The sequence below is a fragment of the Ochrobactrum sp. CGA5 genome, from assembly GCF_006345815.1.
Classification (GTDB): Bacteria; Pseudomonadota; Alphaproteobacteria; order Rhizobiales; family Rhizobiaceae; genus Brucella.
The window spans coordinates 61,046-74,846 of the sequence record NZ_VCIG01000004.1 but is presented as its reverse complement, the minus strand read 5'-3'; the positions used below and the strand labels follow the sequence as shown (position 1 = coordinate 74,846).

The following is a 13,801-nucleotide window of genomic DNA, read 5'->3' as shown; positions in this document are numbered from 1 at the left end:
GACTTTCCTTGCTAAAGACTGTTTCGATTTACGAAATCCACGACGAACGCTTCAAGCAGATGATTGTGCCAAGTGCTGATCTGGATGAGCTTTACAGCGACTGTCGCTGGGCGGAAGGCCCGGTCTGGTTCGGTGACCAGAACTGCCTGCTATGGAGCGACATTCCGAACCAGCGCATTCTGCGCTGGGTTCCAGATGGTGGCGTTTCAGTATTCCGCAACCCATCCAATTTTTCCAATGGCAACACGCGCGACCGTAAGGGACGCCTCGTCACCTGCGAGCATGGAGGTCGTCGCGTCACCCGAACGGAGCCAGATGGCAGCGTTACAGTGCTGGCGGACAGCTATCAAGGCAGAAAGCTCAATGCACCCAACGACGTAATCGTGCGCTCGGATGGAACTGTTTGGTTCACCGATCCAACCTATGGCATCATGGCCGATTATGAAGGTTACAAGGCCGACCCGGAACAGCCTACGCGCAATGTCTATCGCCTCGACCCGAAGACCGGCGAAATCGAAGCTGTTGTCACCGACTTCCACCAGCCGAACGGGCTTGCTTTCTCGCCGGACGAAACCAGGCTCTATGTCGCCGACAGCGCCTACAGCCACGATGAGGCCGCCCCGCGTCACATCCGTGTCTTTGACATTGTGGACGGTGGCAAGCGGGTTACCGGCGGCGCTGTGTTCTGCACCATCGACGATGGCCTGCCGGATGGCTTCCGTTTCGATACGGACGGCAACCTGTGGACCAGCGCTGGCGACGGTGTGCACTGCTTTTCACCGGACGGCACCCTTCTCGGGAAGATCAAAACGCCGCAAACGGTCGCCAATGTTACTTTCGGCGGGCCACGCCGCAACCGCTTGTTCATCGCCGCGACGAAGTCGCTCTATGCCGTCTATCTCACCGTAACCGGCGCTCAATATCCTTGATAAAGCAACGGCGGCTTCTCAAAACGAAAAGCCGCCGCTCATTATAAGTATATTAATTCATTGAAAAAAATGCATTCGCCACACGCTGCATTCATGCAAGCATGCCAATAATGTTTCTTTATTCAAAACGGATATTTCCGGCTTATAACCGGAAAGACCCGCATATCAGGGCCGTGAATGACGGAACAAATCAAATTATGATCTCTTCAGTCCTTCAGCCGCGCACTCACCCAAAAAGGCCCCAGCCTTTCAAATGAGCACATTGCCCCGATGCGCTGAGGTTTTATAATCCAACCGTCAACAGAACGGAAACAGTTTGTCAACAAATCCGATAAAATTACTGTGAGCTAAAAGTGAAAAGCTACATTATTTCATTATTTTACGTCAATTTTCACAGTATTTATATTAGATTTTCCTTTTATACTTTCCTATTTATTTCCCGCTTATTAAATGGTAATCATCAAACACAACGAAGCTTTCTGGATAATCCATCATGCTGAATGCCTGAGCTCCAGAGAGCTGCGGCTGGGTGCTTGGTAGCGGATGTGACAACCGTTGATACCCTGATACTCCACATCGACTTCGACGCCAAAAACCTCGGCAATGCGCTCTGCTCTTAACACCTCGCGCGGTGTGCCAAGCGCAACGAGACTGCCCTTATCCATCACAGCAATACGGTCACAAAACATTGCGGCATGGTTCAGGTCGTGCAAGGCGGCCACGACCGTCAGATTCTGGCGACTGACAAGATCGAGTAGCCCTATCTGATGCCCGATATCGAGATGATTGGTCGGCTCGTCCAGCAGCAGTATTCGCGGCTCCTGAGCGAGAGCGCGTGCTATATGCAAACGTTGCCGTTCACCACCAGACAGCGTGTGCCAAAATCGATCGGCCAGATGAGCCATGTCGACATTAACCAGCGCCTGGTCAACAATGGCTTCATCCTTCGCCGACCATGGAGATAGCGCGCCGAGATAGGGCGTCCGCCCGAGTTCAACCGCCTGACGCGCTGTAATGCGTTCTGTCGTACCTGCCTGCTGCTCGACCAGCGCCATTTGCCGAGCGATCTCGCGACGGTTGAAGCTGTCAATGGGCGCGCCACATAGATTGATTTTGCCAACACGGCATCGTCGAACACCGGAAAGCAGCGAGATAAAACTGGTTTTCCCCGATCCGTTCGGCCCAATGATGCCAAGAAACTCGCCTTCTGTCACATCCAGCGAAACATTGCGCAAAATTTCGACATTGCCTGCCGACCAGCCGACATTGCGTGCTGAAAGGATCACGACGACGCCCTCCTTTGTCCGAGCAGCAGGGCGAAGGCGGGCGCACCGAACAAAGCCGTAATGACACCAATCGGAAGAACCTGCCCCGGAATAATGATGCGTGACAGAATATCGGCAACGATCATGAAGATTGCGCCAATAAGTGCTGCCGCAGGCAACAGCCTGCCATGCCTGACCCCGACCACCATTCGGGCCGCGTGAGGGATAACAAGACCGATAAAGCCGATTGAACCGACGATGGAAACCATGACCGCTGTCATCATGGCGCTAACACCGATCAGCACCGCATAAACACGGCGTACCGGTATGCCGAGCGAAGCTGCCGATTCCGTTCCGAAGGTAAATGCATCAAGCGCACGGGCATGCCACAAACAGATGGCGAGTCCGATCAGGCAGGCAGGCAGAGCGAGAGCGACATCCGGCCACCGCACGCCGGAAAGATTACCCAAAAGCCAGAACATAATGCCGCGTGCCTGCTCTGCATTTGCGGCTTTGGTGACGATAAACGACGTCAGCGCATTAAAAAGCTGCGAACCGGCAATGCCGGCAAGAATAATCGCGCTGCTGCCCCGCCCTGCCCGCAACGCCAGCAAGGACACGAGGCCGAATGCAACAATGGCACCGATGAATGCGCCCAGCGAAAGCGTCAGCACACCCGCGCCAATGCCGAGAATGGCAACGCCGACGGCCCCGGTCGACGCACCAGCGGAAATGCCCAGAATATAAGGATCGGCAAGCGAGTTTCGGAGCAGCGACTGCAAGACAACACCGGATATAGCGAGCGATGCGCCGCAACATGCCGCGATGACCGCACGGCTGAGGCGGTAGCTCCAGACGATCCCTTCATCGATTGGCTCGAGCGCATACCCGGCATTCCACACCCGGTTGGCAACGGTCTTTGCGACCACATCAAGCGGTATTGCCGTTTCGCCTATCGCAGCTCCAAGCCAAAGAGCTAGAAGAAGCAGAACGAACGAAAAGGCCAGGAAGAACACGCCGGAGCGTGCCCTGCCCTTGTGTTTGAAGCTGATCGTCGCTGCTCGCACCGTCACTTGTTCAGGTCCGATGCGGCAATGTCGGCGGCCAACGTCTCGATGCCTTCAATCACGCGAAGCGAAGTGCTCATCGACTGCGCATCCATGTCGAAAACATGCTTTCTCTTGACTGCCGGCATCAATTTCGTGACAGCGTCGTTTTCGAGGAACTCGTGCTTGATGGCAATGTCGTCAGCCGGGTAACGACGGCGATCCAGCTTTGCAGCAACAATCATCGAAGGATTCGACTTCGCGATCGTTTCCCATCCGACTGTTGGCCATTCTTCCTTGCTGTCGATCACATTCTTGATGCCCAGTGCTGAAAGAATATAGGCGGGCGCACCAAACTTGCCTGCGACATAAGGATCGGCGTCGACCTGCGTGCTTGAAAACCAGACGACAGCGGAAAGCTTGCCGTCGGCAGAGCCAACCTTTTCACGCGCGGCCGCTTCGCGCGCCTTCAGTTCAGCGACGAGTTTTTCACCCCGGTCCTGCACGTTGAAGATTTCTGCCAGTTCAGTGATTTCCTGATAGACTATATCCATCTTGAATGCTGCCGTGCGAACACCGTCACCACCGCCGGAATTATCCTTGCCAACACAATCGGAAGGCGATGTGTAGGCGGGTATGCCCAGTTCCTCGAACTGTTCAGGCTTTGCCACGATGCCGGTCGGGCCGACATGCCACTGGAAATCCGCTGTCACGATATCAGGCTTTTCCGCCAGAACACTTTCAAAGCTCGGATCGTTATCGGCGAGCCGCTTCACCTTGGCGTTCACCGCTTCAAAGCCTTTGAGGACAGGGCCGAACCAAACCGCCGTGCCGACCACCTTATTACCCAGGCCGAGACTATAGAGAATTTCCGCGCTGCTCTGGCCAACCGCAACTGCGCGGCCTGGCGCCTGCTTGAAGGTGACGTCGCGACCGCAATTTTTTAGCGTCAGTGGATATTGCGTTTCCGCTGCATGTGCGGCCAGCCCGCCAGCGAAAAATGCAACCGCACAGAAGGCCGCGCGAAACGGCATCTTGCCGAAAGTAATCATGGATTTCCCCGATGTAATGAGCGCTTCCAGCAAAGGCGAGAACCCGTTTTGCGCTCGAAATGCGTGAGAAGAAACGGAAGAAGCGGTCAAACTCAACCGCCCAACCGTGAAACAAGCCCTGTCAGACAGTGAGGAAAATCCGACACCAGAAACGGGCAGGCATATCCGGGGACATGTCAAAATCATAAGATGACGATGGGAGAATGCGTCTTGCGACGCGGGAATCTGTCATAACCGGCTCCTGCTCCGGGCATCCCCGCCCGTGACAATGGACAACACTAGACGGCAGGTCTCCTGGCTCACGAATGTCTGCTGTTCATCTGCCTTCCCGCGCTTCTCCGGCACAGTGGCATGACGCTTTGAACGTCACGAGGATGAACGGCAATCCGCTTACAGTTGCGGGGGCAGCCACGGTCTTGGCCCCTTTTCGGGTCGTCCTCACCGTGTTCCCTATTAATCCCCTTCACTCTCGGTCGGGGAACCGTCGTTACACTATTACGTCCGCGCAGCGCCACCGTCAAGCGTCTTACGCTCTGCTTAGGCCTGCAATTTCGAGCGATTCGAAAGCCCAAAGATGAAATTGCGGCCAAACTATAGTCGCATGATCTGGCCTATTGATTTTGTTTTCGCTAATCTCCATGTAGTTCATTCCCGCTAGAGGAGCGGGACTTTGGGGAGGTCCGCCGGAAGGCGGCATATATGCTATCTGGGAGGACATATGCGTAGATTTATTCTGGCCCTGACGTCGGTAGCGGCGTTGGCTATGGCAGGCTCTGCTTCCGCAGAAGATTACAAGGTGCTGGCGCCTGCTGCTCCGGGCGGCGGCTGGGACCAGACGGCGCGCACGATGCAGAGCGTGCTTCAGGACGAAAAGATTTCCGGCAGTGTGCAGGTCATCAACGTCCCCGGAGCTGGCGGCACCATCGGCCTCGCGCAGTTTGTGAACCAGAACAAGGGCGACCCAAGCCAACTCATCGTCGGCGGTTATGTCATGGTCGGCGCTATCCTGACCAACAAATCACCTGTCACACTCGACGCCATCACGCCGATTGCACGCCTCACCGGTGAATACGAAGCCATTGTCGTACCCGCGTCTTCCGACATTCAGAATCTTGGCGATCTTGCCGCAAAACTGAAGGCTGATCCGGGCTCCGTGTCGTGGGGCGGCGGTTCGGCTGGTGGCACTGATCACATCACCGCTGGCCTTTTTGCCAAGGCGGCAGGTGTTGACCCGACCAAGGTCAATTACATTGCCTTCTCTGGCGGCGGTGAAGCACTGGCGGCCATTCTCGGGAATCAGGTGACCGTCGGCATTTCCGGCTACGGCGAATTTGAAGCCCAGATCAAGGCCGGTACGCTGCGTGTCATCGGCTTTTCAAGCGACGAGCGCGTTGAAGGCATTGATGCACCGACCTTCAAGGAAAGCGGTATGGACGTTTCGATCCAGAACTGGCGCATGGTCGGTGCGGCTCCTGGCATTACAGCCGAACAGGAAGCTGCAATCAATGCCGATATCGAGAAGATGGTGAAGTCCGAAGCCTGGCAGAAGGCTCTGAAAGACAAGGGCTGGGCGAATACCTATCTCGCAGGTCCGGCGTTCAAGGAGCAACTCGCCAAGGACATCGCTGCGACTGAGACAATCCTCAAGGAAATCGGCCTCGTCAAATGACAGGATCAGAACCGCAGGAAGAACGCCGCCCCGAAAGGGCGGCGCCCGATTTCGCCGCTCTTATCATCGCCCTCGTTCTTGCTGCAGTCGCCATCGCCATTGCCTGGTCGACAACCTACGGCAACGACGTGACCAGCTATTCGCCGGTCGGCCCGAAAACCGTTCCTTATGTCATTGCAGGCGGATTGTTCGGCCTTGCTGTCTGGACCGTATTCGAGGCGCTTCGCGGTGATTTTCCCGAGCGAGAGCATCAGGAAATTGCCCCTATGGCCTGGATCATCGGCGGTCTGGCCATCCAGATGCTGACGATGAAGACCGTCGGTTTTTCCTTGTCCACCGGCCTGCTTTTCGCAGCAACCGCACGTGGCTTCGGCTATCGCAAATTCTGGATCAGTGTACCCGTCGGCATCGTCTTCGCCTTCGTGATCTGGTTCATCTTTGCGCGCGGCCTGCAGCTATCGCTGCCGTCCGGCTGGCTCGAACAATTCGTTTAGCGACGGAGCGCTTTCATGGATACTGTTGCACTTCTCGCCAACGGACTTCTGGTGGCGCTTGAACCATCGAACCTTCTTTATGCGCTGATCGGCGTTACGCTCGGCACAGCCGTCGGCGTATTACCCGGTATTGGTCCGGCGCTCACCGTCGCGCTCCTTCTGCCCGTTACCTACAAGCTGGACCCTTCCGGCTCACTCATCATGTTCGCCGGCATTTATTACGGCGGCATGTATGGCGGCTCGACCACATCGATCCTGCTGAATACGCCGGGAGAAAGCGCCTCTATCGTCACGGCGTTGGAAGGCAACAAGATGGCCCGGGCCGGACGCGGCGGACCCGCGCTGGCAACAGCGGCCATCGGCTCGTTCGTTGCGGGTCTGATTGCCACTCTGGCGCTTGCCTTCGTCGCACCATGGGTCGTCAAGTTCGCCTTGTCCTTTGGGCCTTCCGAATATTTCGCGCTTATGCTTCTGGCTTTCATGACGGTCTCGGCCGCATTCGGTGATTCCACGCTACGCGGCCTGACATCCCTCTTCATCGGATTGGCCCTCGGCCTGATCGGCATCGACCAGCTGACCGGTCAGGCCCGTCTCGTCATGGGGACCCCGAACCTGCTGGACGGCATCAATGTCACGACACTTGCGGTCGCGCTGTTCGCCATCGGTGAAACCCTTGCGGTCGTGTCGAAAAAGCTTCGGCCAGAAGATGAAGTCATTGCCGTCAAGGGTTCCGTCTGGATGACCAGAAACGACTGGAAACGCTCGTGGATGCCGTGGCTGCGTGGCACTGCCATCGGTTTTCCAATCGGAGCCATGCCAGCGGGCGGCGCTGATGTGTCGAGCTTCCTGTCCTATTCGGCGGAACGGCAGTTCTCGAAACATCCGGAAGAATTCGGCAAGGGTGCCATAGAGGGCGTTGCCGGACCAGAAGCGGCCAACAATGCTTCCGCCGCTGGAACTCTTGTCCCGCTTCTGACACTCGGCCTGCCAACTACGGCGACGGCTGCAATCATGCTCGCCGGTTTCCAGCAGTTCGGCCTGCAGCCCGGTCCTCTCCTGTTCGTGACCAACGCCACGCTGGTTTGGGGTCTGGTGGCGAGCCTTCTCGTCGCCAACCTGATGTTGCTGGTTCTCAACCTGCCGCTGATCGGCCTGTGGGTAAAGATGCTTACCATTCCGCGCCACTGGCTTTATGCAGGTATTCTGGTTTTCGCAACGCTTGGAACAATCGGCGCGAATGCTTCCACCTCCATGCTGTTCGGCCTGCCGGTTTCATTTGAACTCGGCCTGCTTCTGGCATTCGGTATGCTGGGCTATGTGCTGCGGCGCTTCTCGTATCCCATCGCACCGGTTGTCGTCGGCCTGATCCTCGGACCAATGGCCGAAAAAAGCTTGCGTCAAGCATTGCAGATCAGCCAAGGCAACCCGATGGCTCTGGTACATTCCTGGGTATCGATTGTGCTTATCGCGCTGGCGATCGCCGCAGTCGTCGTGCCCATGATCATGCGCCAGCGGGGCAAGGGCGAGCTGCTAAGCCAAATGGCGACGGACGAAGACTAAAAAAAGCCCCGGAAATCCGGGGCTTTTTACTCAGATACACATACACTTACTTAACTGCTCAACCCTGAATGCGACGAAACTGATCGACGTCAATACCAAGCGTCTCAAGGTCCTGAGCAGTCGGCTTCCGACCAGCACGCACAGCAGCAGACGCACGAACAGCGCTACCGAATTGCGCGAATGCACGACCGAAACGATTATTGAAGCGGGTAAACATCTTTCTCTCCATCACGGACACAATGTGGTCCGTAGCCATGAGATGGGGAGCGTTCCGACAATTTAGAAGATAGGCATTTGCATGCAAGCCATGCAGTTTCGACATGCTCATTTCAATCAATCTTGATTGCGATCAATGCCGTCCACTCACCGACTTGCGAAGCTCCTTTTAACCAACAAAAGGAGTTGCAGAATGTCGAACACCCCCCACACACTTGGAGAAGAGTTTCCCGGCCAGCTCGACGCGATTCATGCCCTGAAAGCAAAGGATGCCCATTTTGCTCGCATTCTGGAAGAATATGATTCCATCAATGATCGCATCCACCGCGCTGAGACGAAGATTGCCCCGGTGAGCCAGGAAGAAGAAACGAACCTGCGCAAGCAGCGCCTCACTTTGAAGGACGGCATTGCTGAGGCGCTTGCCAAAGCCTGATGTGCTGTTGTGACAGTGTCACAGGCCAGACAACAGCTCATGAGGCTTGATCCTCTACCTTGCTGTTGTCTGGGCCAACCGAGTTTTCCATCCTGCCCACCACGATCAGAACCATGACTGCGATGAACGTGGCGAGGACCGCAATATGCCAAAGGCCCAGCCCACTGGCGAGACCCACCGATGCCGCGAGCCACATACCTGCGCCGGTTGTGATGCCGGTTATTTTCCCGCGTGCGAAAATGATGAACCCCGCCGCCAGAAACGCGACGCCACTTGTAATCGCCTCCACGAGTCGCGAAGGGTCCATCCGTATATTTTGATCGTTGAATACCGGCACGTTGACCAGTTCCAGCGAGACAATCGTAAAGGTAGCCGAGGCGAGACAGACCAGCATATGAGTCTTCAGCCCTGCCGGTCGCCTGCGCCATTCCCGCTCTAGACCGATGATAAAGCCAAGCAGTGTTGCAAGCAGCATTCGCGCCAGAACCACCGGTAAACTGATTACATTGTCGTGTGTAAATTCACCCCAGAATTGTTCCATGTCCAATAACGGAAACCAAGCAGTTTGGTTCCGAAAGCGGCGACCCTCAACAATGGTCCAGACGCCAGATCAAACATCAAAATATTATTCTAATACTTGAAATACTTCCCCCGTTATATTAACAACAAATACGCAAGATCGATTGAGTTTAATTTGGAAATGTGTATATTTAAAATTAAATTAGATATGATCAAGAAGTAATAATATGAAATGGGTCAACCCAATTGCGGTTTATATTTACGACACCTTTTACAGCATCCGACAGACATCCGATGCCGAACAATTTTTCTTGCGCCACTGGATAATATTCCGACCAGAGCATCGTGATAAGCTCATCATGGCCTGCCTGATGAGTTGGGATGGAAATGCAGCGCTGACGGCAAAGGCGCGCCGAATATTCGTCGATGCAGCTAGGGCTGCGGGTATATTGGTTTGCGCCGAGGAGCGTCGACCTATGCTCACGACACCCCAGCAGGCCGGGCCTGCTTACCTCGCGCGCCCCTTTTCCCTTTATCGACAAGATATCATTGAGGTGGATCATTGCGCCGAAGCTGGAGGCACTGCTTCCGTTGTGGCGGCTGGCAAGGAATTCTCGCCATCGGGAGTATTTTCTTCTGGAGAAATGACGGCGCCGTAGATTTCGACCAGCACCCAGACGGCGAGAGCCGCCGCAATACTAACTAGCAACACCATGAGAACGGGCTTACCTTCGCGCCCTTGCCTTGCCTCAGTCGGGTTGACCTGTTTCATGGATCAATTCCTCCGTTGGTTTCGGCGACATCAAACTTGCCGCTATAGACCTAATGGCAGGACAGGCTATTGGTTCCAATTAAACCATCAAACGCTGATCGCATTCCGGCAGTTCGCGTTAAACTGTTGTTTTATATAAACCTGTCAAAAACAGCGAGCCAGAGGGCTTATCGCTGATCTAAAACCGCAACAATTATATAAGGGACAATGGTACGGTCGGTTGGAGTTGAACCAACGACCTCAGGAGCCACAATCCTGCGCTCTAACCAACTGAGCTACGACCGCGTACCTTTGTGTCGGCTGCGTGACGCCTTAGCATCGCCGACAGGGGGTCACATACGGAGAATCGATCCATATTGCAAGTGATTATAGCTCTCTTTTGTGAGAAATTCCCAATTGCGGGAACCTATATCAAATCCCGCTGTTAGCAGTCACATGCTGGTAACCATTATAGGCGATCAGCTGTGCACAACCTGGATATTGGTCCGAGCCGGTAAAATTGCCTTTCCCGCATTAACTAATGAAACAGAAAATGCGGCCCATACCCAACGGCAATGTGGACCCGCGCCCCCAAGAGGCTTATTAACAGGGTGTTAACAAGCACTGCGGGCGGTCGAAAGAACAGGTAAGGACAGGTATGTCAGGATCATACCCCTTCATCGATATTGCCGCGCTGGATTCTATCCGCGAAGGCTTTGCAAAGGGCAATGCGCTGCTCGTGCTGGCGCACGACCTTTCGGAAGTGCTTTGGGTGAACGGCCCCGGCGCGAAGCTTTTTGGTTTCGATCGTGTGGAAGACATGATTGGCGGCGGTCTTGATTTGCCCATAGCCACACGCCGACAGATCGCTTCGTCTAACATCAATGCAGATGGCGAGACCCGAACCGTTGCGGTTCGCCTGGGTGGCGGATTGCGTTCCGATCTTACCCGTTTCAGCGTTTCGCAAATTACCCTTCCCGATGGCGTGTCTGGACTACTGCTGGCTGTCGATAGCAAAGACGCAGAAGCTGACGCCATCATTTCCGGTTTGAGCGATGACAGCACGCATATTGCGCTGATTGACGCCAACAGCCGAGTGATTGCCGCCAGCCCGCGTTTTGCTGCGCTCGACATTTCCTCAACCACGCTGGAAGACCTTGTCATCGAAGCCGCAGACGCGACCGACCGTATCGTCAAGCGCCGTATCCGCGCCGGAAAACATTCCGTACCGGGCGCGATTGCGCGACTGACCGATATACCGCCCATGCATCTTCTCTGCATTATCGGCGATGCTCCCGTCGCCCCAGTGGAAGCGCCCGTTCCTCTGGAAGGTAAAGCCGAAGAAATTCTGGAAGAGGTGCTTCCTGAGCCTGTTGTAAGTAAAAACACTGAAAATGCTTCCACCGATCAGTCGAAGCCCCGCAGCTTTGTGTTCGATCAGGACGCCCCGCCTGCGCGCTTTATCTGGAAAGTGGGACCGGACGGAACAATCAGTGAAATATCCCCGGACCTTGCCGCGACGATAGGACCGAATGCGGCCGATGTTGTCGGCCGCCGCTTCACTGATGTTGCCAATGTTTTCGGCTTCGACCCGGATGGCAGCATTGCGGCCCTGCTCGACAAGCGGGACACATGGTCGGGCAAACGCTTGATGTGGCCGGTAGAGGGCACGGATTTGCGCGTGCCTGTCGAGCTTGCCGCATTGCCCGTCTATTCCCGCGATCGGGAGTTTACCGGCTTTCGCGGCTTTGGCGTCGTACGCCCCGCAGATGCTGAAAAGGACCCGGAAGAGATCGGGCTAGTGCTTGCAGGCGGCATTCCGCAGGCGCGCAAGCCTATCACCGAAACCGTTGAAACGGCAGCGCCTGTCGAAGACGACGATGTTCTGGCGCTGGGCGAAGAAGTCGCCAATGACGATCGCCCTGTAGCAACGCTGCCCAAACCGCCGCTGGACATCGCGCCGACACCGGGCCGACGTGAATCCGACAAGGTCATAAGCTTGCTGAATGCCTGCGCACAGGAGAAAGTGGCTGCGGATCAAGCGCGCATACTAAAAGAACGGGAGCGCGAAGAGCGCCCGGAAGGCGGGCTGACCAAGACCGAGCGCAATGCATTTCGCGAAATTGCCGACCGTCTGCGCAAGCAGGGGCTTGCCAGTTCGCGCGCCGAAGTCGAAATGGCTTCCCCATCGGAAGAAACCGTTGCCGACAGCCCGCAGCCGGTCGAGAACACAGACGCGAAAGCGCTGCTCATCGACGAGGTTCCTACGGATGAGATCTCTCTTCCGACATCCGGGAAGGTCTATGCGGATGAAACCGCCCTGCTGGCCAATCTTCCTGTTCCGGTGATCATTCATTCCGGCGATAAGGTTCATTACGTCAATCAGGCCCTGCTCGATCTCACCGGCTATGAATCGCTCGACGACATTCGCGATGCAGGTGGCGTCGACGTGCTGTTCAACAGTGAAAGCGACGATGGCGAAACGCGACAGGGCATGGTGCTGCGCCGTGCCAACGGCAGCGAAGAACCTGTCGATGCGCATCTCAATGCTATTTCCTGGCGCGGCGGCCGCGCGCTCATGTTGAGCCTGATGCCGGTAGCTGCTGCACCGGCACCCATTGAAACTGTTGCCGCCCCGGCTGAAATGCCGGTCGCTATCAATACGGACGACGAGAAGCAGGCGCTTGCGGATCATGTCGAAGAACTGAAGACCATTCTCGACACGGCAACGGACGGTGTGGTCCTGATCGACCCGGAAGGCCGCATCCGCTCGATGAACCATTCTGCTTCCGCGCTTTTCGGCTATGAACGTGACGAAACCGAAGGCAAGTTCTTCTCGATGCTGTTTGCAATCGAAAGCCAGCGCGCCGCGATGGACTATCTGCATGGCCTTTCCGGCAACGGCGTTCTGAGTGTTCTCAATGACGGGCGCGAGGTAATCGGTCGCGAAGCCAAGGGCGGGTTCATTCCGCTTTTCATGACCATCGGCAAACTGCCGCATACGCGCGGGTTCTGTGCCGTTCTGCGTGACATCACCCAATGGAAACGCACTGAGGAAGAACTGACCAATGCACGCAAGGAAGCGGAACGCGCTTCGAGCCAGAAGACCGAGTTTCTGGCGCGCATCAGCCACGAAATCCGCACACCGCTCAATGCCATCATCGGCTTTTCCGAATTGATGGCCGACGAAAAATTCGGCCCGGTCGGCAATGACCGCTACCGGGATTACCTGCGCGACATCAATCGTTCCGGCAATCACGTTCTTGCGCTCGTCAACGACCTGCTCGACATTTCAAAGATAGAAGCGGGCGCTCTCGACATGCAGTTTGAAGCGGTCTCGCTCAACGATGCCATTGCCGAAGCCATCGCGCTGATGCAGCCGCAGGCCAATCGCGAGCGCGTCATCATCCGTTCGAGCTTCCAGTCCAGCCTGCCCGACATCGTCGCCGATACGCGTTCTATCAAGCAGGTAGCTCTGAACCTTCTGTCCAACGCCGTGCGTTTTACTGCGCCGGGCGGTCAGGTGATCGTATCGACAAGCTATGAAATGAACGGCGATGTCGTGATGCGGGTGCGCGACACCGGCATCGGAATGACCAAATCCGAGGTTGAGCAAGCTCTGAAGCCATTTCGCCAGGTCAATGCGCTGGATCGCCGTAAGGCAGAGACAGCGAGGGGCTGGCGCGGCGAAGGCACCGGATTGGGCCTCCCTCTGACAAAAGCCATGGTGGAAGCCAATCGGGCACAATTCGCAATCGATTCCACTCCCGGACAAGGAACCGTGGTCGAAATCGCCTTCCCGCCAACCCGTGTTCTGGCTGACTGACCGCTGCCTTCAAAAGCTGAAACCTCCCCTCGCGGGAGGTT

General features: G+C 56.0%; 12 protein-coding genes, 1 tRNA gene and 1 riboswitch. Of the genes, 6 read left to right on the top strand and 7 right to left on the bottom strand.

Translation table 11 applies throughout. The annotated features are described in order from the left end of the window. Window positions 1–59 precede the first annotated feature (59 nt). A complete protein-coding gene (locus FJQ48_RS04220; RefSeq protein WP_139974062.1) occupies window positions 60–929 on the top strand; it encodes an SMP-30/gluconolactonase/LRE family protein in 870 nt (289 codons plus the stop codon). Between the two features lie 491 nt (window positions 930–1,420). Here FJQ48_RS04220 and FJQ48_RS04215 read toward each other — a convergent pair whose 3' ends face one another. The 3 genes from FJQ48_RS04215 to FJQ48_RS04205 are packed head-to-tail and all read right to left on the bottom strand — an operon-like array spanning window position 1,421 to window position 4,292. Beyond that, a complete protein-coding gene (locus tag FJQ48_RS04215) occupies window positions 1,421–2,215 on the bottom strand; it encodes an ABC transporter ATP-binding protein (RefSeq protein WP_139973959.1) in 795 nt (264 codons plus the stop codon). After that, entirely contained in the window at window positions 2,212–3,267 is a 1,056-nt protein-coding gene (locus FJQ48_RS04210; protein ID WP_139973958.1) for an iron ABC transporter permease, read from the bottom strand. Before FJQ48_RS04210 ends, FJQ48_RS04215 begins: the two co-directional genes overlap by 4 nt. After that, window positions 3,264–4,292, bottom strand: a complete 1,029-nt coding sequence (locus tag FJQ48_RS04205; RefSeq protein ID WP_139973957.1) for an ABC transporter substrate-binding protein — start codon at window positions 4,290–4,292, stop codon at window positions 3,264–3,266. Before FJQ48_RS04205 ends, FJQ48_RS04210 begins: the two co-directional genes overlap by 4 nt. A gap of 266 nt (window positions 4,293–4,558) precedes the next feature. Further along, window positions 4,559–4,793: riboswitch (cobalamin riboswitch) on the bottom strand. A 217-nt stretch (window positions 4,794–5,010) separates the two neighbouring features. Between FJQ48_RS04205 and FJQ48_RS04200 the strand changes: the two genes are divergently transcribed. From FJQ48_RS04200 to FJQ48_RS04190, 3 genes are read left to right on the top strand one after another with little or no spacing between them, the layout of a single operon-like run. Continuing rightward, on the top strand, window positions 5,011–5,961 hold the full coding sequence (locus tag FJQ48_RS04200) for a tripartite tricarboxylate transporter substrate binding protein (protein ID WP_139973956.1): 951 nt from the start codon (window positions 5,011–5,013) through the stop codon (window positions 5,959–5,961). Further along, the gene (locus tag FJQ48_RS04195) at window positions 5,958–6,455 is read left to right on the top strand and encodes a tripartite tricarboxylate transporter TctB family protein (RefSeq protein ID WP_139973955.1); all 498 of its coding nucleotides are present in this window, start codon (window positions 5,958–5,960) and stop codon (window positions 6,453–6,455) included. Before FJQ48_RS04200 ends, FJQ48_RS04195 begins: the two co-directional genes overlap by 4 nt. Window positions 6,456–6,470: 15 nt before the next feature. Then, window positions 6,471–8,015 carry a tripartite tricarboxylate transporter permease gene (locus FJQ48_RS04190; RefSeq protein ID WP_139973954.1) on the top strand — a complete coding sequence of 515 codons (1,545 nt, stop codon included), beginning with the start codon at window positions 6,471–6,473 and terminating at the stop codon, window positions 8,013–8,015. A 58-nt stretch (window positions 8,016–8,073) separates the two neighbouring features. On the opposite strand, the gene FJQ48_RS22295 is transcribed toward FJQ48_RS04190, so the two are convergent. Continuing rightward, entirely contained in the window at window positions 8,074–8,232 is a 159-nt protein-coding gene (locus FJQ48_RS22295; RefSeq protein ID WP_180350113.1) for a hypothetical protein, read from the bottom strand. A gap of 192 nt (window positions 8,233–8,424) precedes the next feature. Here FJQ48_RS22295 and FJQ48_RS04185 point away from each other — a divergent pair, with 192 nt between their 5' ends. Next, window positions 8,425–8,664: a YdcH family protein gene (locus FJQ48_RS04185; RefSeq protein ID WP_139973953.1), complete on the top strand. Its 240-nt coding sequence runs from the start codon at window positions 8,425–8,427 to the stop codon at window positions 8,662–8,664. A gap of 37 nt (window positions 8,665–8,701) precedes the next feature. On the opposite strand, the gene FJQ48_RS04180 is transcribed toward FJQ48_RS04185, so the two are convergent. The 3 genes from FJQ48_RS04180 to FJQ48_RS04165 form a co-directional block, all read right to left on the bottom strand. Further along, window positions 8,702–9,205 carry an MgtC/SapB family protein gene (locus tag FJQ48_RS04180; RefSeq protein ID WP_139973952.1) on the bottom strand — a complete coding sequence of 168 codons (504 nt, stop codon included), beginning with the start codon at window positions 9,203–9,205 and terminating at the stop codon, window positions 8,702–8,704. A gap of 537 nt (window positions 9,206–9,742) precedes the next feature. After that, on the bottom strand, window positions 9,743–9,955 hold the full coding sequence (locus FJQ48_RS04170) for a hypothetical protein (RefSeq protein WP_139973950.1): 213 nt from the start codon (window positions 9,953–9,955) through the stop codon (window positions 9,743–9,745). A gap of 208 nt (window positions 9,956–10,163) precedes the next feature. Next, window positions 10,164–10,240, bottom strand: a tRNA-His gene (locus tag FJQ48_RS04165). A gap of 352 nt (window positions 10,241–10,592) precedes the next feature. On the opposite strand from FJQ48_RS04165, the gene pdhS reads away from it, so the two are divergent. Continuing rightward, window positions 10,593–13,760 carry a cell-division control histidine kinase PdhS gene (pdhS, locus tag FJQ48_RS04160; RefSeq protein ID WP_139973949.1) on the top strand — a complete coding sequence of 1,056 codons (3,168 nt, stop codon included), beginning with the start codon at window positions 10,593–10,595 and terminating at the stop codon, window positions 13,758–13,760. Window positions 13,761–13,801: the final 41 nt, after the last annotated feature.

Excerpts from the sequence above, each read along its gene's own strand:
- FJQ48_RS04220 (WP_139974062.1), top strand. The coding sequence starts at position 60 with ATGATTGTGCCAAGTGCTGATCTGGATGAGCTTTACAGCGACTGTCGC.
- FJQ48_RS04205 (WP_139973957.1), bottom strand. The coding sequence starts at position 4,292 with ATGATTACTTTCGGCAAGATGCCGTTTCGCGCGGCCTTCTGTGCGGTT.
- FJQ48_RS04195 (WP_139973955.1), top strand. The coding sequence starts at position 5,958 with ATGACAGGATCAGAACCGCAGGAAGAACGCCGCCCCGAAAGGGCGGCG.
- FJQ48_RS04200 (WP_139973956.1), top strand. The coding sequence starts at position 5,011 with ATGCGTAGATTTATTCTGGCCCTGACGTCGGTAGCGGCGTTGGCTATG.
- FJQ48_RS04185 (WP_139973953.1), top strand. The coding sequence starts at position 8,425 with ATGTCGAACACCCCCCACACACTTGGAGAAGAGTTTCCCGGCCAGCTC.
- FJQ48_RS04190 (WP_139973954.1), top strand. The coding sequence starts at position 6,471 with ATGGATACTGTTGCACTTCTCGCCAACGGACTTCTGGTGGCGCTTGAA.
- FJQ48_RS22295 (WP_180350113.1), bottom strand. The coding sequence starts at position 8,232 with ATGTTTACCCGCTTCAATAATCGTTTCGGTCGTGCATTCGCGCAATTC.
- FJQ48_RS04170 (WP_139973950.1), bottom strand. The coding sequence starts at position 9,955 with ATGAAACAGGTCAACCCGACTGAGGCAAGGCAAGGGCGCGAAGGTAAG.
- FJQ48_RS04180 (WP_139973952.1), bottom strand. The coding sequence starts at position 9,205 with ATGGAACAATTCTGGGGTGAATTTACACACGACAATGTAATCAGTTTA.
- pdhS (WP_139973949.1), top strand. The coding sequence starts at position 10,593 with ATGTCAGGATCATACCCCTTCATCGATATTGCCGCGCTGGATTCTATC.